Below are 19,397 nucleotides of genomic sequence, written 5' to 3' on the forward strand. Positions count from 1 at the left end.
TGCGCTAAAATATCAAGATGTTCGGCGGTTCTTCCCGGACCCACTCGACCATCCAAACACGCAGGGGATTTGCTCCATGGCCGTCGTCGTCAACAAACCGATTCCCGAGTTCGAAGCCCAAGCGACTGGCGGCATCAAAGTCACCCACCAATCCCACCTCGGCCAGACACTGATCCTGTACTTCTACCCCAAGGACCACACCCCCGGCTGCACGACCGAGGCCATGCAGTTCCGGGATCAGTACCAGGAGTTCATCGCGGCGGGGGCGCAGGTGTTTGGCGTCTCGCGTGACAACCTAAAGTCACACGAAGATTTCAAGGCCAAGCTGGAGCTGCCGTTCGAGCTGATCGCCGACACCGAAGAAAAGATGTGCCACATGTTCGGCGTCGTCAAGAACAAGATCATGTACGGCAAGAAGGTCAAGGGCATCGAGCGCAGCACCTTCCTGATCAGCCCCGAGGGTATTTTGCTGCAAGAGTGGCGCGGCATCAAAGTCCCTGGCCACGTGGACGAAGTCCTCAAGGCCGTCAAGATGCTCAAGAAAGTGGCTTGAAGCCCACACGCCGGGCGCCCTGCCCACCCCACCGATCAGCCGCCCCGTGGGCGGCTGCGGTTTTTCTGGCATGATGATTTCATGCCACTGCCTCCGCCCCCCAGCCGCAAGGCCGATCGCGTCGATCTGAAGAAATCCCCCCGCGCCACCCCGGCTCAACCGCCCGAGCCCTCGGCCGACCTCGTTGCACCCACCGTCGCGCCCGCCCCCTCGCCGGCAGCCGCCAGCGCGCCTGTCCCGCTCGCCGCCGCTCCATCGAACGCCCGACGCACCGGGCGGCGCAAAGGCGCGGCCCCCACCCCCTCGACCGAAGCGCCAACGGCAACCGCGCCGGCCCAGATCACCGCGGCAGCGAAGCCCACACCGCGGCGTCGGGCCATGCAGACGGGCCAAAAGCGCCTGTTCGTGCTCGACACCAACGTGCTGATGCACGACCCCAGTTGCCTGTTCCGCTTCGAAGAGCACGACATCTTCCTGCCGATGATCGTGCTGGAAGAGCTGGACAACAACAAAAAGGGCATGAGCGAGGTCGCGCGCAACGCGCGCCAAGCCAGCCGTACCCTCGACGCGCTGGCTGCCAGCGCCAACGGGGACATCCGGCACGGACTGACCCTCGCCGCCCTGGGCAACGGCGAAGCCACCGGCACCCTGTTCTTCCAGACCGAGCTGCTGCCGCACACGCTGCCCGACGATCTGCCGCAAGGCAAGGCCGACAACCAAATCCTGTCGGTGGTGCAGGCGCTCAAGGCCCGCCACCCGGACCGCGACGTCGTGTTGGTGTCCAAAGACATCAACATGCGCATCAAAGCGCGCGCCCTGGGTCTGACTGCCGAGGACTACGAGAACGACAAAACGCTCGACGACGCCGACATGCTCTACACGGGGGCGCTGGCGTTGCCGTCGGACTTCTGGACGCGCCAGAACAAAACCGTGGAAAGCTGGCAACAGGGCGGGCACACTTTCTACCGCATCGGCGGCGCCATCGTCGAGCAGTTGCTGCTCAACCAGTTTGTGTACTACGAGGCGCCGGGCGAGCCGCCGCTGTACGCCCGCGTCGTCGAGCTGCGCGGCAAGACCGCCGTGCTGCGCACGCTCAAGGACTACACGCACCTCAAGAACGCCGTCTGGGGCGTGGCCGCGCGCAACCGCGAACAGAACTTCGCGCTGAACCTGCTGATGGACCCGGACATCGACTTCGTCACGCTGGCCGGCACCGCCGGCACCGGCAAGACGCTGATGGCGCTGGCCGCGGGCCTGACCCAGGTGCTGGACGAGCGCCGCTACAGCGAAATCATCATGACGCGCGCCACCGTCAGCGTCGGCGAGGACATCGGCTTCCTGCCCGGCACGGAAGAGGAAAAGATGGGGCCGTGGATGGGCGCGCTCGACGACAACCTGGAATTCCTCGCCCAGGGTGCGCGCAACAGCGCGGGCGAATGGGGCCGCGCCGCCACCAACGACCTGATCCGCAGCCGCGTCAAGATCAAGAGCATGAACTTCATGCGCGGCCGCACGTTCCTGAACAAGTACGTCATCATCGACGAGGCGCAAAACCTCACGCCCAAGCAGATGAAGACGCTGATCACCCGCGCCGGCCCCGGCACCAAGCTGGTCTGCATGGGCAACCTGGCCCAGATCGACACGCCGTACCTGACCGAGGGCTCCTCCGGCCTGACCTACGTCGTGGACCGCTTCAAGGGCTGGCCGCACGGCGGCCATGTGACGCTGGCGCGCGGCGAGCGGTCACGGCTGGCGGATTTTGCGAGTGAGGTGTTGTGAGCGGGGGCTGATCGTCAGGGATTGCCAGTCCCCCGATCCGCAGACGCTGGCTCCCTGGCCGTCCGGCTTGGAATGACCCGACGCCGGCCTGCCCGTCCTTCCCGGAAGGGACGTCATGCGGCGCCCACGCTCCCCTCCACCCCCGTCCGATCCGGCCCCGGCACGCGACGGCGCGCCAGCAGCAGGTACATCGTCGGCACGACGAAGATGGTCAGCAGCGTGCCGACGCTCATGCCGCCGACGATGACCCAGCCGATCTGCTGGCGGCTCTCCGCCCCGGCGCCGGTGGCCAGCGCCAGGGGAATCGCGCCCAGCACCATGGCGCCGGTGGTCATCAGGATCGGGCGCAGGCGCAGCTCGGCGGCGCGGCGCACGGCGGCCAGCGTCTCCAGCCCCTGCTGGCGCAGCTGGTTGGCGAACTCCACGATCAGGATGCCGTGCTTGGTGATCAGGCCCACCAGCGTGACGAGGCCGATCTGGCTGAAGACGTTGAGGGTGCCGCCGGTCCACTTCAGCGCCGCCAGCGCCCCCAGCATCGACAGCGGCACCGACAGCATGATGATGAACGGGTCGACGAAGCTTTCGAACTGCGCGGCCAGCACCAGGTAGATGAACAGCAGCGCCAGCACGAACACCAGCGCCAGCGCGCCGGAGGCGGCGCGGAATTCGCGGCTCTGGCCGTTGAGGTCGGTGGTGTAGCCCTCCGGCAGCACCTCGCGCGCGATCTGGTCCATCGTCGCCAGCGCCTCGCCGAGCGCGAAGTCCGGCGCCAGGTTGGCGGTGAGGGAGGCGCTGCGCCGCTGCGCGAAGTGGTTCAGCTCGCGCGGGGCCACCATCTCCTGCACCTTGACCAGCGCCGCCAGCGGCACCATCGCGTGGTTGCGGCCGCGCACGTAGAGCCGCTCGATGTCCTGCGGCACGCTGCGGTCGCCGGCCGCGGTCTGCACGATGACGTCGTACTGCTCACCCTCGCGCTTGTAGCGGCCGACCACGCGGCCGCCCAGCATCGTCTCCACCGTGCGCGCCACCGCGTCGACGCTGACGCCCAGCGCCGCGGCGCGCTCGCGGTCCACCTCCAGCCGCAGCTCGGGCTTGTTCATGCGCAGGTCGGTGTCCACCTGCAGAAAGCCGGGGTACTGCGCCATGCGGCGCTGGAATTCGCCGACCACCCGCGCCAGGTTGGCATAGCTGTCGTTGGTGGTGATGACGTAGTTGAGCGGCCGCTCGCGAAAGCCCTGCCCCAGCGACGGCGGCGTGATGGGAAACGCCGTCACGCCCGGCAGGCCGGCGACCTTCGGCGCGATCTCGCGCGCCAGCTCCAGCGTCGAGCGCTGGCGCTCCTCCCACGGCTTGGCGCGGAAGAAGACGGTGGCCTGCGACACGGTGGGGTTGCCGACCAGTGCGAAGATGCGGTCGAACTCCTCGTACTGCGCGCCAATGCGCTCGATGGCGGCGGCGTAGCGCGAGGTGTAGGCGGCCGTGGCCCCGTCCGGCGCGTTGACGATGTTGAGGATGACCCCGCGGTCCTCCAGCGGCGCCAGCTCCTGCTTGGTGGTGCGCAACAGCCAGACGCTGGCCGCCGCGCTGGCCAGCATCACCAGCACCACGGCCCAGCGCCAGCGCAGCGCCACCGCCAAGGCCGCGCCGTAGCCGCGCGTCAAACCCTGCAGGGCGCGCTCCATCGTGCGGTCGAACCCGCCCGGCTGCGCCTGATGGCGCAGCAGCCTGGCGCACATCATCGGCGACAGCGTCAGCGCCACGAACCCCGACACCAGCACCGCCCCCGCGAGCGCCAGCGCGAACTCCGCGAACAGCCGCCCGGTGCGCCCCGGCGTGAAGGCCAGCGGCGCATAGACCGCCGCCAGCGTCAGCGTCATCGCCACCACCGCAAACGCGATCTCGCGCGAGCCCTTGATCGCCGCGGCCAGCGGCGCCATGCCCTCCTCGATGTGGCGGTGGATGTTTTCCAGCACGACGATGGCGTCATCGACCACCAGCCCGATGGCCAACACCAGCGCCAGCAGCGTCAGCGTGTTGATCGTAAAGCCGAACAGCGCCATCAGCGCAAACGCCCCGATGAGGCTGACCGGGATCGTCACCAGCGGGATGATGGAGGCGCGCGCGCTGCGCAGGAACAGCACGATGACCAGCGTCACCAGCACCACCGCCTCCAGGATCGTCGCGTAGACGGCCTGGATCGAGCGGTCGATGAACACCGAATTGTCGTTGGCGACCTGCACGTCGATGCCGGGCGGCAGGTCGGCGCGCACCTTGTCCAGCAGGGCGCGCACCGCCGCGGACATCTCCAGCGGGTTGGCCGTGGCCTGGCGGATCACGCCCAGCGACACGGTGTCGCGGCCGTTGAGGCGCACGGAGGTGCGCTCATCCGCCGCCCCCTGCTCCACGCGCGCCACGTCGCCGACGCGGATCGGCAGCCCGCCGACTTCGCGGATCACCACCGCGCGAAACTGTTCCGGCGTCTGCAGGTCGGTGGCGGCGGTGACGTTGAACTCGCGCAGGCGGCTTTCCACGCGGCCGGCGGGCACCTCCAGGTTGGCGCGGCGCAGCGCATCCTCCAGATCCTGCACCGTCAGGCCGTAGGCCGCCAGCCGATCCGGATCCGGCCACAGCCGCATCGAAAAGCGCCGCTCACCGAAGATGCGCACCTCGGCCACGCCGGTGGCCGTCTGCAGCACCGGCTTGGCGATGCGGTTGGCCAGATCGGTCAGCTCCAGCGGGCCGTAGCGGTCCGACGACAGCGCGATCCAGATGACCGGAAAGGCGTCCGCCTCCACCTTGGCCACCACCGGCTCGTCGACCGTCTGCGGCAGGCGGCCGCGCACGCGCGCGACCTTGTCGCGCACCTCGGCCGCGGCGGCGTCGGGGTCGCGCTCCAGCCGGAAGCGCACCGTGATCTGGCTCTGCTCCGGCCGGCTGATCGAGGTGATGACGTCCACCCCCTCGATGCCGGCCAGCGAATCCTCCAGCGGCTTGGTGACGGTGGATTCGATCACCTCGCTGGAGGCACCGGCCAGCCGCGTGGTGACGGTGACGACCGGCTCGTCGATCTTGGGGTACTCGCGCACCGCGAGCTGCCGGAACGAGACCCAGCCGACCAGTACGATCAGCAGCGACAGCACGGTGGCAAACACCGGGCGGCGGATGGCGATTTCGGGCAACTGCATGGGGCCGCACCTCGCACCGTGTCAGGCACCCGGCCGCGCCGCAGCGCCACCGCCCGCCGCCCCTGGAACGACGCCGGGCTGGGCGCCGCCGGCGGACCCGCTCGGCCCAGCGGCCCCGGAGCGACCGGGGCCGCCCCCAGGCCCGCCCGGCGCGGGCCGGTTCGGGTCGACGATGCGCACCGGCGTGCCATCGCGCTGCAGGCGCTGCTGGCCGGCGACGACGATCGTCTCACCCGCCTGCAGGCCCTGCGTCACCTGCACCTTGCCGTCGCGGCGCAGCCCCAGGCGCACCGCGACACGCTCGACCTCCGGCAAGGCGTCGCCCGCGGCCGGGCGCACGCGCCAGACGAAGAACTGCTGCCCCTGCGGCACGATGGCCTCCTCCGGCACCAGCAGGGCGGCGTCGTCGCGGCCCAGCTCCAGCGCCACGCGCACGAACATGCCGGGCTGCAGGCCGTGGCGGCCGCCGTCCAGCGCCGCGCGCACCACCAGCGCCCGCCCGTCGGCGTCCAGCGCCGGGTCGATGGCGACGATGCGCGCCGGCACCGTCTGGCCCGGGCGCGCGTCCAGCTGCAGCCGCAGCGGCTGGCCGACGCGCACGCGCGGCTGCAACCGCTCCGGCAGGCGAAAGTCCACCACCAGCTGCGACAGATCCTCCAGGTGCACGAGCTCGGCACCGTCCTTGACGTATTCGCCGACGTGCACGGCGCGAATGCCGGTCACGCCGTCGAACGGCGCCACGATGCGCATGCGCGCCAGCCGCGCCTGCGCCAGATCGACCTGCGCCTGCGCCACCTGCACGGCGGCGCGGCTTTCGTCCAGTACGCGCTGCGCGACGAACCCCTGCGCCACCAGCTCCTCGTTGCGGCGCAGGTTGGCCTGCTGCACCGCAAGCTGCGCCTGCGCCTGCGCCAGCTCCGCGCGCGGCAGCGCGTCGTCGAGCTGCACCAGCAGCTGCCCCTTGCGCACCGGGGCACCGTCGGCAAAGCCGATGGCAACGATGCGCCCGGCCACCTCCGGCCGCACGACCACGCGCTGACGCGCCGCCAACGTGCCGACGGCCTGCGCTTCCTCGACGATCGGGGCGGTCTGCACCGGCGCCACCTCCACCGCCGGCGGGCCGCCGCGGCCGGGGCCAGCCGGGGCGCCTGCACCACCCGGACCCGCCGTGCCGGGGCCACCCGGGCGCCCGCCAGGCGTCCCGCCCGACGGGGTCGTTGCCGGACCGGCCGGTGCAACCGGGGCGGCGGCCCCGACCGCGGCCCCTGCGCCGGCCCCCGACGGCGCGGGGCGCAGCCACCACCAGGCGCCCACCGCCAGCGCGATCAGCGCCGCCCCCGCCAGCCATGCCACCGGTCTGTTGCCTAAAGCCATGCCATGTCCCCAGGGTGATCCTCGATGGACAGGCACTGTAGCGGAAGCGCGTTTCCGCCGTGTAAACGCGGCCAACGGCCTCGCCGCGAATCAGCGGCCGGGTACGCCGCGGTTGGCCAGCGCGTCGGCGCGCTCGTTGCCGGGGTCGCCGCTGTGGCCGCGCACCCAGTGCCAGTGGATCTCGTGGCCGCGTCCGTGCACCAGTTCATCCAACCGGCGCCACAGGTCATCGTTTTTGACCGGTTTGCGCTCGGCGGTTTTCCAGCCGCGCGCCTTCCAGGCCGGCAGCCACTCGGTGATGCCCTTGCGCACGTACTCGCTGTCCAGGTACAGGTGCACGCGGCACGGGCGCTTGAGCGCCGCCAGCCCCTCGATCACCGCGGTCAGCTCCATGCGGTTGTTGGTGGTCTGCGGCTCGCCGCCCCAGAGTTCTTTTTCGGCCTGGCCGGCGCGCAGCAGCGCACCCCAGCCGCCGGGCCCGGGGTTGCCCTTGCAGGCGCCGTCGGTGTAGATGATGACGTCGGTCATGGTGGAGAAGGATCGCCGTGGCGGCGCGCCACGACGGCCGGAGCGGCGGCGGCGCGCGTCGGCCGCCACGCCGGGCCGAGCAGGTGCATGCCGCGCACGCGCTTGACGGCGACGATGAAGTAGACGGCGCCCAGCGGCGCCCAGGCCCACGGGCCCCAGCGGTCCATCCAGCTCCAGCGCTGCAACCAGCGTTCGCTGCGCACCGCAGGGCGGTAGCAGCCGTAGGCCAGCCGCTCGACCTCCAGGCTGAGCAGCCGCAGCCAGTCCTGCAGCCGCCACGGGCCGATGAAGGCGCCGGCCTCCGGCAGGTACAGCCGCGCCAGCCGCGTCTGCGCAAGGCCAACGCGCGCCATCCAGTGCGCGCGGTGCTGGCGCAGCCCCCACCAGCTCGCGGGGTTGAGGCCGGTGATGACCACCCGCCCGTTGGGCACGAGCACCCGCTCCACCTCGCGCAGGACGGCATGCGGATCGGCACTCAGCTCCAGCGTGTGGGGCAGCAGCACCAAATCCAGGCTGGCAGCAGGAAACGGCAGCGCCGCCGCATGGCTCACGAGGTCCACCCGTCGCCCCGTGGGGGCGAGCACGGGGGGGGTTGTGGCGTTGGTCCCATCTGGCGGCGCGTCTGGCACTTCAGGCAGGGCCAGCCAGCGGTGCGGCATGCGGTTGCCTGCCAGGGCGTCGAGTTGCGGCAAGCCCAACTGCAGGGCGTGGTAACCGAAGGCGTCGGCGACGGCCTCGGCAAAACGCTCCCGCTCCCAGTCCAGCAAATACCGGCCCGGCGGGGTCTGAAACCACGCCGCCAGCTCCGACCCCAGGGTGGACGGAGCCCGTGCGGGGGCGTCGATGGTGGGGTCGCTGTGCAGCGGTTCGCTCACGATCGGGGGACGATCAGTCGGGGGCGACGTCCACCGCAGCGGGTGCAGGGGCCTCACCCAGAACCGTGGCACGCACCATCTCGCGCATCAGACGCTTCTCCGGGAAGCTCAGGTTGCGGCCCAACTCGCGCCGGATCTGCATGAGAATGCGTCGGTCGGTCTCCGGCGGCACGCCGTGCTGGCTGCGCATGGCATCGGCCAAATCCAAGCGGTCGTCTTCCGGCTCGTCGGCCCACCAGTCCTGGATGATGCGGCCAACCTGCGCCCGCCATTGCTCGTCGGGTTCGGCCTGCGCGTCGGCGTGCGGCGCCCCCGCGCCGTCCGGCTCGTCACCCTCGGGTTGGCCGGCGCGCTGGGCATAGTAGCCGGCGCCCGGCGTGGTCAGCGAGTCCCACGCCCCCACCGGCACGGCCACGCGCCGGTCGGCCTGCATCAGCAGGCGGGCCCAGCTCGGGTCGTCGGCGGCCAGCCGGCCGAAGTCGTGCACGGCATCGTCGGCCACCAACACCACGCGCGCGCCGCGCGCCTGGGCTTCGTCGATATAGGGGATCAACCGCTCGTCGTCGCTGGCCACGAGCAGCCAGGCCGCCCCGTGGCGGGCCAGTTGGATCAACTCCTGGCCCAGGGCGCGGACCAAGCCCAGGCCGCCATCCGTGGCGTGCGGCGGTACCAGTCGCAGCACCACATCGTCATACAAATTGGACGGGGCGGTATCGGTGTAGAGCACCGTGCGCAGCAGCGGGGACTCGGCCCCGGCCAACCGCGCCAGATGGGCCAGCACCGCCGCCAGCGGGGCGCGCTGGATGGCTGTACGCGGGTTGCCCGTGACCTGCGAGGCCAGCCAGGCCAGATAACGCTCGTCGACCAGCGCGACGACCGATCCCCCCCCCGGCTGGGGCTGTGCGCCCGCGCTGCCATGACGGCCAGGGGAACGTTTGCTGAGGTGAAACTTGGTTTTCATAGAAAAGAATACTCCGGCTAAAGGCCGGGGGCGGCCAGGGCTGCCCCAAAAGTCGATGCGGTAAGCATGTGCCCGGGCCCGCATTGTGCCGCAAGCGCGCGGGCTTTCATGGAGCGCCCGTGGCAGCCGGCCCCAAAGCCCAGTCCAGCCGGCGACGGGCGCGCGCCGCCGCATCGGCATCGCCGGCGGCCTCGGCCAGTCGGGCCTGCACGCCCAGCCACACCGCGAGTGGCCGCCGCCACCCCTGCTGGGATGCCGTATCGACCATCAGCGACACCCCCTCGACATCCAGACGCCCCGCCTGCCAGACCACTCCACCGGCAACCAGCCGCGCCAAGGGATCGTCGATGGCCGCAAGCAGCCGAGCCAGTTCGGCCGGGGCGGTACCGGCCTGCAGCGCGCGGGCGATGGCTTGATGCGGGCCTGGGAGATCACTGGCGGTCGAATGGACGGGGGGCACGCCCCCCTCCCCCGCCTGCGCGAGCCCCAGGTAGGCGGCATATGCCCGTTCTTCAGGGCCGGCATCGGCCAGATAGGGCTGTGCCGCTGCGCAGGCGTCGCGCGCCAAGGCGGCCTGCTCCACGGCACAGCGCGCCAGCGCGACACGCGCCAGCACGTCGGCCCGCCCGGTGCTGGCCGCCGCCTGCTGCGCGGTACGCCACTGCTGTTGTGCGGCCCGGGTTTGACCGGTGAGCGTGGAGGCCACCGCCTGTTCGACGGCGCGGCTGGCCTCGATACGCCAGACCGGTACGGGCGATGCGGCGCATCCGGCCAAGACCGCTACCACGGCTGCCACGGCCACCATGGAGGCTGTCCGGAACGCCGCCGATGCCCGCGCGGACGACCGCTTGGCCCCACTTCCCCACGAGGACCACCCGCGCCGGCTCATGGCAGCTTCACCTCGGCGTCGCGGCTGAAGGGCCAACGGCGCTGGATGTCGAGGATCATGCCGTCGACACGGCGCAGCGTCGCTTCGACCTCGACGCGCAGGGCGTCGAGGTCCTGCGTCGCGGTTCGGGTGTTGGCGGCAATGCCATGCACCTCCGCCAGCACACCGTCCACCCGCTGCAGGGTCGCGCGCAGGCCGACCAACAGGTCACGGGCCTCGCGTGCGCCGGCCTGCACATCGTCGGCCAGTCCTTGCGCGCCGAATACGCGCTGGTCGGCGCGCTGGACCAACCCGTCGGCACGCTCGGCCACGCCCTGCAGGCGCTGCAGCAGACGGCGCACGTCGTCCAGCGCAGCCGTGACGCGCGCCCGGTCGGCCTCGCCGCCCATAAGCACACCGAGCACCCCGTCACGCCCGTTGGCCTTGTGCAGGAGCTGGCGCACCTCGCGCAGACTGGCGTTGAGCGGGGCGTCGGGATCGGTCATGGCCTTGAGCTGCTCCAACAGCTCGCGCGCGGCATTCACCATGCGCGGCAGGTCCGCCAGCGCGTCGCCGCGCAGCACCTGGCGCTGGGCGCCATCCGGTAGCAGTGGCCCTTCCAGCACGCCGGTGTAGGCGCGCAGGCGGGTACCACCGACCAACCCACGCTCCATGGTGAAAACGCTGCTTTCGCGCAGCCAGTGGGCATCGCGCCGCGCCACATCCACCAGGATGCGGGCGTAGCCGTCCCCGCCCAATTCGATGCGCCGCACACGCCCGATGGGAAAACCGGAAAACGTCAAATCCATGCCGACACTCACCCCTTCGGCGTCGTCGGCCACCAGCACCAGCGTCTGCGTCGGCTCGAACACCCCGCGCGCGTACAGCAGATAGGCGGCCGAAGCGACCAGCAACCCGGCCAGCAGCACCAGCAGCCAGCGGGCACGGCGATCCACACCGGACGCGCTGGCCTCGGCAGCCTCGGGGGGAAGATCGGACGCGTTGCGCATGGCTCAATAGTAGTTGCCGATCAGCGACACGAGTTCCACGAGCAGCAGCACCGCCGCGGTGCGCACCAGGGCCCGGACCTCGCCCTGCGGCACGGGCTCGAAGGCGGCAGCCATCGGCACGAGGGAGACGGACAGGGCACACCCCAGGGTCTTGAGGGCGAAGATCAATGTGACCGCCGGGTCGAAAATCTGCCCCACGGCGCGGGTATAGCTCGCCAGCGCCCAGGGCGTGAAGCCGTACAGATTGAGATACGCGAGAACCAGCGCCAGCACACAGCTCAACGCCACCAGCAATAGCGTGGCAAACACCCCAGCCAACACGCGGGGCAGCGCCAATTCGCGCATGGGGTCGCCACCCGCCCGGCGCACGCTGTCAAACGCGCCCTCGTCGCGCAACCGCTGCAGGGCCAGGCCGTTGCCGAGGGTGACCCGCAGCAGCACGAACAACGCGGCGGTCAGCGGGATCAGCTCCAGCACCAGCACACGCACCACCATCTCGACCGCGTACTGGGTGAGGCCATAGCTGATGGCAGTGACGACGACGATGCGAATCAGCACCTGCCCGAAGAGGGTGGACAGCACCGCGTACCACCACACGGCCGGTACAGCGGCGGCCACGAGCTGCTCGGCCAGCACCCGCCAGCGCGCGCCACGGTAGCTGGAGCGCATGCAGGCCCATACCAGCACCCGCCCTGTCAATGACAACAAAGCCCCCCAGTGCCCCCAGGCATCACCCCACGCCTGGCCCCATGCGCGGAGCCCCGCAAGCCCACGCCCGTTCCCTGAACGCGGGCGGTCGGGTGGGGACGGAGGTGGCGCAGCCATGACCGCATGTTAGTCCAGCAGCGCCCAGTCGATGTGCTCACGCACCAGGGGCGGCGTGGCCGGGTCGTCGCGCGCCGCGACAAGCGCTGCAGCCAGTGCCACTTGCATCGCCACGTCACCGCGGGCGCGGGCCGCCACCCGCGCATTGCCCAGGGCCACGGCAAGGTTGCGCCGCCAGCGCCCATAACCGATGCGGCGGATGGCGCTGCCCTCGGTGTGATGCAAAAAATCCACTTCCCGCCACGCCCACAAGTCCAACAGGCGCGGCGCGGCCAGCGCCTCGCGCGCGTCGAAATCGGACAGCGGGCTGCGGCGGGCGTATTTGTTCCACGGACACACGAGCTGGCAGTCGTCGCAGCCATAGATGCGATTGCCCAGCGCGCGGCGCAGGGGCACAGGGATGGGGCCTTCGTGTTCGATGGTCAGATACGAAATGCACCGGCGCGCATCCAATCGGTACGGCGCGACGATCGCGCCGGTCGGACAAACGTCCAGACACGCGCGGCAACGCCCGCAGTGCGCGGCCACCGGCGGCGTGGGCGGCAGCGCTCGGTCGATGAAAATCTCGCCCAAAAAAAACATCGAGCCTGCGTCGCGGTGCAGCGCCAGCGTGTGTTTGCCGCGCCAGCCGAGCCCGCTGCGCGAGGCCAGTTCCACTTCCAGAACCGGGGCCGAGTCGGTGAAGGCACGCAGCGCCGGCCGGGCGTCGCCGCTCCCCGGGCCGGCCAGCTCGGCCTCGATGCGCTGCGCAAGCTGCTGCAACCGCCGGCGCAGCACCTTGTGATAATCCCGCCCGCGGGCATAGAGCGAAATCGTCGCCGCGTCCGGATCGGCCAGCCGCGCCCATTCGCGATCGCGCCAATCGGGCGGCGCCCCCCGGGGCAGATAGTCCATGCGTGCGGTGATGACGCTCAGCGTCCCCGGCAGCAGTTCGGCCGGCCGGGCTCGGCGCAGGCCATGCCGCGCCATGTAGGCCATGTCCCCGTGAAAGCCCGCCGCCAGCCACGCCAGCAAGCCGGGCTCGGCGCTCGAGAGATCCACGCCGCTGACGCCGATCTGGGAAAATCCCAAAGCGCGCGCCCACCCCCGGATGCGCTCGACGAGCCCCTCGCCCACGGCCCCCGCGGGCTCGGATGGCAAATCGGGCTGCGGGCCCAAAGCGGGTGGTGGCTGCATGCCGTGCGATTGTAGAAAGTCCATGCCTTCACCCACACCGCATCCGTCCGCTGCCCCCATGTCCGCCTGGATGGCCACCAGCGAAGACGACACCGCCCGGCTGGCCCAACGGCTGGCTGCGGCCATGCGTACCGATCCAACGCAGGCCGACGCCCTGCTGACCCTGCGCGGCGATCTGGGCGCCGGCAAAACCACCTTCGTGCGGCACCTGCTGCGCGCGCTGGGGGTGATGGGGCGCATCAAAAGCCCGACATATGCGCTGGTAGAGCCCTACGACCTGCCGACGCCGGCGGATGGTCCCGCGATGCCGCCCGCCTGGCACGCGGACCTGTACCGCTTCGACGACCCCCGGGAATGGGAGGACGCCGGTCTGCGGGAACTGTTCGCATCCCCCGGGCTCAAGCTCGTCGAATGGCCGGAGAAGGCCGGATCGCTGTTGCCCATGCCCGACCTCGACCTGATGTTCCACCACGACGGGGACGACACCCGCCGCATCGTCCCCACCGCGCATACCCCGCGCGGCTCGGCCCTGCTGGCGGCCGTGTCATGACAACGGGGCCGCACATCCAACGCCGCGCCGCCCTGCGGTGGCTGCGCGCAGTGGCGCTGCTGACGGGGGGCGCCGGGGCCTGGCCGGTCTGGGCTGCGCGAGTGGTGGGCGTGCGCGTATGGCCGGCGCGGGACTACACGCGCGTCACCATCGAATCGGACACCGCGCTGCAAATCACGCCGGTGTATGTGGCCGACCCGCCCCGCCTGGCCGTGGACATCCGTGGGGCCGATCTGCTGCCCAGCCTGCAGGAGCTGGTGCAGCGCGTGCAGTCGGACGATCCGTTCGTGGCCCGGGTGCGGGTCGGCCTGTTCACGCCCGATACGGTGCGGCTGGTCATCGACCTCAAACAACCGATCGGCCCGCAGGTCTTTCAGCTCGAACCCGTCGCAGCCTACCAACACCGCCTGGTGTTGGACCTGTACCCTCTGACGCCACCGGACCCGCTCGAGGAGCTGATTGCGCGACACGTGGACCGCGGCCCCGACAGCCCACCGCCACCGGCCGCGGATCCGATCGCCGAGCTGATCGCTCGGCGCGAGCAGCGCGAGATGGCTCCGCCGCCCGCCCCGGCATCGCCCCCCGCGGCGGCATCCACCACAGCCCCCACGACCCGGCGACCGACGACCGAGCGGCTGATCGTCGTCGCCCTCGACCCCGGCCATGGTGGCGAGGACCCCGGCGCCATCGGCCCCACCGGCACGCGCGAGAAGGACGTGGTGCTGGCCATCGCGCAGCGGCTGCGCGACCGGCTCGATGGCGCGCGCATCAACGGCAACCCCGTGCGCGTGTTCATGACGCGCGACGACGACTATTTCGTGCCCCTGCATGTGCGGGTGCACAAGGCGCAACGGGTGCAGGCGGACCTGTTCGTCAGCATCCATGCGGACGCCTTCTTCTCCCCGCGACCGCGCGGCGCAAGCGTGTACGCCCTGAGCGACCGCGGGGCCTCCAGCGCAGCGGCGCGCTGGCTGGCCAACCGGGAAAATGCGGCCGACCGCATAGGGGGATTGCCCGTCTCGGTCAAGGACGCGACGGTGCAGCGTGCGCTGCTGGACATGAGCATGACGGCGCAGATCAACGACAGCCTCCAGCTCGGCGGGACGCTGCTGCGCGAGATCGACCGCGTCGGCGATCTGCACAAGCCGCGTGTGGAACAGGCGGGCTTTGCCGTGCTGCGGGCGCCGGGCATCCCCAGTGTGCTCGTCGAGACCGCGTTCATCAGCAACCCGGACGACGAGCGCCGCCTGCGTGACCCGGATTTCCAGGCCCGCATGGCCGAAGCGCTGGAGCGCGGCATCCGGCGCTATTTCGAGCGCAACCCGCCGCTGGCCCGCAACCGCGCCGCCTAGAATGGCTGGGTGAACGCGCTGCCGTCCCTTGCCCCATCCACACCCCAGCGCCGGGCCATCCGACCGCTGCCCGATGAGCTGATCAGCCAGATCGCCGCTGGCGAGGTGGTGGAGCGCCCCGCCTCCGTGGTGCGCGAGCTGGTGGACAACGCACTGGATGCGGGCGCGCGCCAGATCACAGTGCGCCTGGCCGCCGGCGGCGTGCGGCTGATCGCCGTGGAAGACGATGGCTGCGGCATCCCGCGCGACGAGCTGCCCGCCGCCCTGCAGCGGCACGCCACCAGCAAGATCCGCGACTTGACCGAGCTGGAGTCGGTGCTGACCATGGGTTTTCGGGGTGAGGCGCTGGCCGCCATCGCCTCCATCGCCGAGGTGACCCTGCTGTCGCGCTCCGCGGACGACCCCAGCGGCCATGCCTGGAGCCTGGATGCGCGCAGCGGCGAGCTGCGGCCCGCCGCCCGCCCCCCGGGGACCACCGTGGAGGTGCGTGAGCTGTTCTACGCCACCCCGGCGAGGCGCAAGTTTCTCAAAAGCGATGCCACCGAGCTGGCGCACTGCATCGAGGCCGTGCGCCGCCACGCACTGGCACGGCCGGACGTGGGCTTTGCCATCTGGCACGATGGCCGGCTGGTGCAGCAGTGGCGCGCCTGCACCGACCTGGACGCCACACTGGCTTGGCAGCGGCGCATCGCCGACGCGTTGGGGGGCGACTTCGTCGCTGAGAGTCTGCCCGTGGACAGCCACGCCGGCCCGCTACGCCTGCAGGGTTTGGTGGGACTGCCCGATGCGGCCCGTGCCCGCACCGACCGCCAGTTTGCCTATGTGAACGGACGCTTCGTGCGTGACAAGGTCATCACGCACGCGGTGCGCAGCGCCTACGAGGATGTGCTGCACGGGCAGCGCCAGCCAAGCTACGTGCTGTTCCTGACCCTCGATCCGCGCGCGGTGGATGTGAATGTGCACCCGACCAAGATCGAGGTGCGCTTTCGTGACAGCGGCGCAGTGCACCAGGCGGTGCAACGGGCGGTGGAGGCGGTGCTGGCCGCCCCGCGCAGCGCCAACCGGGCACCGACACCCCAGGAAGGCGCCGTCGCACCCGCCCAGGCTCCGATTCCGCCCTCCGGAGGACCGCCAGCTTTGGCACCGGACGCCGCGCGAGCGCCATCCCTCTGGGACACCACCCGCTACCAGCGCCCGGCCGGCCTGGACTGGCGTGCCCACGAGCCGCGGGCGTGGCCCCGGCTGCCGGGATGGCCGGATCCGCCTGACCTCCTGACCGCCTCGGCCCAGCCTTACCCCACCGTGGCCCAGGCCGATGGCGGTGTCGTCCCGCAGGTGATCGATACGGCCACGCCCACGGCCCCCACGGGGAGCGAGCCATCGAGGGATCGCTCCCAGGACTGGCCGCTGGGCCGCGCGCTGGCCCAGTTGCACGGCATCTACATCCTGGCCGAAAACGCCCAAGGGCTGGTGCTGGTGGACATGCACGCCGCCCATGAGCGCATCGTCTACGAGCGGCTGAAAGCGCAGTTGGACCGGCTGGGCGAGTCGGCCATGCCCAGCCAGCCGCTGCTCATCCCGGCAACGTTTGCCGCCACTCCTCTGGAGGTGGCGACGGCCGAGCGCTGCGCGGACGTGCTGCAACGCCTGGGCCTGGAGGTGGTGCCGTTTTCGCCCCAAACGCTGGCGGTGCGGGCCGTGCCGGCGCTGCTGGCCCAGGCCGACGCCGTGGCGCTGGCCCGCGCGGTGCTGGCCGAGCTGGACCAGCACGGCGGCAGCCGCGTGCTGGAGCGGGCCCGCAACGAGCTGCTCGCCACCTTGGCCTGCCATGGTGCGGTGCGCGCCAACCGCCGTCTGACGCTCGACGAAATGAACGCCTTGCTGCGCCAGATGGAAGCCACGCAACGCAGCGACCAGTGCAACCACGGTCGCCCCACCTGGCGCCAGCTGAGTCTGCGGGAGCTCGATGCGCTGTTTCTGCGCGGTCGGTGACGGACGGCTTGTTGTTACCATTCATAACCATGCAGACCGCTCCCACCCGCGCCGAGATGACCCCCGGATGGGTCGTCGTCTTTCTGTCCCTGCTGCTGGGCATCCAGCCACTGGCGACGGACCTGTATCTGCCCGCCCTGCCGGCCATCACGGCGGCATTCGCCGCGCCCATGTCGCAAGTGCAGGCCACGCTGACCGCGCTGTTGCTGTCCTTTGGTGCCGCGCAACTGATCTGGGGGCCGGTGTCGGACCGCTTTGGTCGGCGCCCGGTGCTGCTGGCGGGCCTCGGGGCGTATGTGCTGGCCTCGATCGGCAATGCGCTGGCGGCCAACATCGAGCAGCTCATCGTCTGGCGCATCGTGCAAGGGGCCGCGATGGGGGCCTCGGTGATGGGCGCGCGCGCCATCGTGCGCGACCTGTACGCGCCGGCCGACGGCGCGCGCATGATGTCCAAGGGCCTCAGCGGGCTGGGGCTGTTTGCCTGCATCAGCGGCCCGCTGGGCGGCTGGCTGACCGAACACTATGGCTGGCGCGTCACGCTGGCGGCATTGGCCGTGTTTTCGGCCGTGACCCTGGCCCTGGTGGTGCTGCGCTTTCGCGAGACGCTGCCCGCGCCCAACCCGCAGGCCCTGCAACCGCGCGAGATGCTGCGCATATGGGGCCGCATTGCGCGCCATCCCACGTTCTGGGCCTGGGCGTTGCTGGCCGCAACCTCCTACGGCGGTCTGTTCACGTTTTTGGCGACATCGTCCTTCGTGTTCATCACCGTGCTGGGCTTGAGCAAGACGCACTACGGCCTGCTGATGCTGTCGATGTCGATGGTGTACATCACCGGAACCGTGGTGTGCCGACGCCTCATCCCCCGGCTGGGGGTGCGCCGCACGGTGGCCGTGGCGGCCGGCTTTACCCTCACTGGGGGCACGTTGTGCGGTGTGCTGGCGCTGCTGGGCCTGCACACCACATGGGCCATCATGGGGCCGTATTACCTGTTCATCCTGGCGCATGGGGTGCACCAGCCCTGCGGACAGAGCGGCGCGGTATCGCCCTTTCCGCAGGCCGCGGGGGCGGCGTCGGCACTGTCAGGCTTCGTCATGATGCTGACGGCGTTCGGCATGGGCACGTGGCTGGGCACGCGCATGTCCACCGGGTCGGATACGGGGGTCTATCCGCTGACCAACGGCCTGTGGTTTTGGGCCGTGGTCATCGCCGCCGTGGCGTGGACGCTCGTGCAGCGCCACGGCGAGGTGCGCTCCGCCCCCGTGCCGGCTCCGGGCCCGACGCGATAATCGCGCCCCATGCAGCCCGATCACAGCCTCCCGGCGTGCGGCTGGTTGGCGATCGCCGGGCCCACAGCGAGCGGCAAGACCGCATTGGCCCTGGCGATCGCCGCGCACTGGCCGGTGGAGATCATCAGCGTCGATTCGGCCCTGGTCTACCGCGGCATGGACATCGGCACCGCCAAGCCCACCGCGGCCGAGCGGGCCGCAGCGCCACACCACCTGATCGACATCCGCGACCCGCGAGAAGCCTATAGCGCGGCCGAGTTCGCACGCGATGCGCGCCGGTTGGTGGTCGAGATCCGGGCCCGAGGGCGCTGGCCGCTGCTGGTCGGCGGCACGATGCTGTACTTCAAGGCGCTGTTCGACGGGCTGGATGAGTTGCCGTCAGCGCATCCGGCGCTGCGCGCCGCCATCGAAGCCGACGCGCGTGTGCGCGGCTGGCCCGCGCTGCATGCCGAGCTGGCCCACGTGGACCCGGTGACCGCGGCGCGCCTGCCGCCGACCGACGCCCAGCGCATCGGTCGGGCGCTGGAGGTGTGGCGCGCCACGGGGCAGCCGCTGTCGGCGCTGCAGCGCCGCTGGACCCAGCCCACGGGTGACAAGGCCCCTGGTCCACTGCACATCGATGGCTTGCCCGGGCGGCTGCTGTCGTTGGAGCCCGGCGAGCGCGCCTGGCTGCACCGCCGCATCGACGCGCGCTTTGCCGCCATGCTGGCCGAGGGGTTGGTGGATGAAGTTCGGCGCCTGCGCGCTCGGAGCGATCTGGGCCCCGAACGGCCCTCGATGCGCTGTGTCGGCTACCGCCAAGCATGGGAAGCCCTGGACACCGCCGCCGCCCATGGCCACGAAACGCTGGACGCCGATGCGCAACGAACGCTCTGGGAGCGCGGCTGCGCGGCCACCCGGCAGTTGGCCAAGCGCCAGCTCACCTGGCTGCGCTCGATCCCTCAGCGCGAGGTGATCGCCATCGACACCCTGAACGACCCTGTGCCGGCCGTGCTGGCGAGGGTCCGCTCGGCGTGGGGGGATGAGGGCAGCGTCCCGCCCCCAGCCGCGGCCGTCTGACGGACAGAACGGGCGGACGTGCCC

The 19,397-nt window shown here is 71.0% G+C and carries 16 protein-coding genes; 7 read left to right on the top strand and 9 right to left on the bottom strand.

Annotation, left to right across the window (positions count from 1 at the left end):
• The first annotated feature begins 76 nt into the window (after nucleotides 1-76).
• Nucleotides 77-553: a peroxiredoxin gene (locus ACK4TH_RS00590; protein ID WP_409621162.1), complete on the top strand. Its 477-nt coding sequence runs from the start codon at nucleotides 77-79 to the stop codon at nucleotides 551-553.
• 81 nt (nucleotides 554-634) lie between these two features.
• Nucleotides 635-2,332 (top strand): PhoH family protein, encoded by a 1,698-nt coding sequence (locus ACK4TH_RS00595; RefSeq protein ID WP_409621164.1) that lies wholly within the window; start codon nucleotides 635-637, stop codon nucleotides 2,330-2,332.
• Between the two features lie 113 nt (nucleotides 2,333-2,445).
• Here the strand turns inward: ACK4TH_RS00595 and ACK4TH_RS00600 are convergent, their stop codons facing one another.
• The 9 genes from ACK4TH_RS00600 to queG all read right to left on the bottom strand — a co-directional run bounded on the left by ACK4TH_RS00600 (nucleotide 2,446) and on the right by queG (nucleotide 13,134).
• Nucleotides 2,446-5,517, bottom strand: a complete 3,072-nt coding sequence (locus tag ACK4TH_RS00600) for an efflux RND transporter permease subunit (RefSeq protein WP_409621167.1) — start codon at nucleotides 5,515-5,517, stop codon at nucleotides 2,446-2,448.
• A 21-nt stretch (nucleotides 5,518-5,538) separates the two neighbouring features.
• Nucleotides 5,539-6,891 (bottom strand): efflux RND transporter periplasmic adaptor subunit, encoded by a 1,353-nt coding sequence (locus tag ACK4TH_RS00605; RefSeq protein ID WP_409621170.1) that lies wholly within the window; start codon nucleotides 6,889-6,891, stop codon nucleotides 5,539-5,541.
• 90 nt (nucleotides 6,892-6,981) lie between these two features.
• Complete coding sequence (gene rnhA / locus ACK4TH_RS00610) at nucleotides 6,982-7,419, bottom strand: ribonuclease HI (protein WP_409621173.1); 438 nt, start codon at nucleotides 7,417-7,419, stop codon at nucleotides 6,982-6,984.
• Entirely contained in the window at nucleotides 7,416-8,234 is an 819-nt protein-coding gene (locus ACK4TH_RS00615; RefSeq protein WP_409621639.1) for a class I SAM-dependent methyltransferase, read from the bottom strand. Before ACK4TH_RS00615 ends, rnhA begins: the two co-directional genes overlap by 4 nt.
• A 73-nt stretch (nucleotides 8,235-8,307) precedes the next feature.
• Nucleotides 8,308-9,255, bottom strand: coding sequence for a hypothetical protein (locus ACK4TH_RS00620; RefSeq protein ID WP_409621176.1), 948 nt, complete (start codon nucleotides 9,253-9,255; stop codon nucleotides 8,308-8,310).
• 106 nt (nucleotides 9,256-9,361) lie between these two features.
• Complete coding sequence (locus tag ACK4TH_RS00625; RefSeq protein ID WP_409621179.1) at nucleotides 9,362-10,060, bottom strand: hypothetical protein; 699 nt, start codon at nucleotides 10,058-10,060, stop codon at nucleotides 9,362-9,364.
• Nucleotides 10,061-10,140: 80 nt separating this feature from the next.
• The gene (locus ACK4TH_RS00630; protein ID WP_409621182.1) at nucleotides 10,141-11,133 is read right to left on the bottom strand and encodes an MlaD family protein; all 993 of its coding nucleotides are present in this window, start codon (nucleotides 11,131-11,133) and stop codon (nucleotides 10,141-10,143) included.
• Nucleotides 11,134-11,136: 3 nt separating this feature from the next.
• The gene (locus ACK4TH_RS00635) at nucleotides 11,137-11,802 is read right to left on the bottom strand and encodes an MlaE family ABC transporter permease (RefSeq protein WP_409621185.1); all 666 of its coding nucleotides are present in this window, start codon (nucleotides 11,800-11,802) and stop codon (nucleotides 11,137-11,139) included.
• 165 nt (nucleotides 11,803-11,967) lie between these two features.
• Nucleotides 11,968-13,134, bottom strand: a complete 1,167-nt coding sequence (gene queG, locus ACK4TH_RS00640) for a tRNA epoxyqueuosine(34) reductase QueG (protein WP_409621188.1) — start codon at nucleotides 13,132-13,134, stop codon at nucleotides 11,968-11,970.
• A gap of 58 nt (nucleotides 13,135-13,192) precedes the next feature.
• On the opposite strand from queG, the gene tsaE reads away from it, so the two are divergent.
• From tsaE to miaA, 5 genes are read left to right on the top strand one after another with little or no spacing between them, the layout of a single operon-like run.
• Entirely contained in the window at nucleotides 13,193-13,684 is a 492-nt protein-coding gene (gene tsaE / locus ACK4TH_RS00645; RefSeq protein WP_409621191.1) for a tRNA (adenosine(37)-N6)-threonylcarbamoyltransferase complex ATPase subunit type 1 TsaE, read from the top strand.
• A complete protein-coding gene (locus ACK4TH_RS00650) occupies nucleotides 13,681-15,036 on the top strand; it encodes an N-acetylmuramoyl-L-alanine amidase (protein ID WP_409621194.1) in 1,356 nt (451 codons plus the stop codon). The genes tsaE and ACK4TH_RS00650 overlap by 4 nt, the downstream gene beginning before the upstream one ends.
• 9 nt (nucleotides 15,037-15,045) lie before the next feature.
• Complete coding sequence (gene mutL, locus ACK4TH_RS00655) at nucleotides 15,046-17,028, top strand: DNA mismatch repair endonuclease MutL (RefSeq protein ID WP_409621197.1); 1,983 nt, start codon at nucleotides 15,046-15,048, stop codon at nucleotides 17,026-17,028.
• A 29-nt stretch (nucleotides 17,029-17,057) separates the two neighbouring features.
• A complete protein-coding gene (locus tag ACK4TH_RS00660; protein WP_409621200.1) occupies nucleotides 17,058-18,314 on the top strand; it encodes a multidrug effflux MFS transporter in 1,257 nt (418 codons plus the stop codon).
• Nucleotides 18,315-18,323: 9 nt separating this feature from the next.
• Nucleotides 18,324-19,373: a tRNA (adenosine(37)-N6)-dimethylallyltransferase MiaA gene (gene miaA / locus ACK4TH_RS00665; protein WP_409621203.1), complete on the top strand. Its 1,050-nt coding sequence runs from the start codon at nucleotides 18,324-18,326 to the stop codon at nucleotides 19,371-19,373.
• Nucleotides 19,374-19,397: the final 24 nt, after the last annotated feature.

The organism is Tepidimonas sp. (assembly GCF_046292505.1).
GTDB lineage: Bacteria > Pseudomonadota > Gammaproteobacteria > Burkholderiales > Burkholderiaceae_C > Tepidimonas.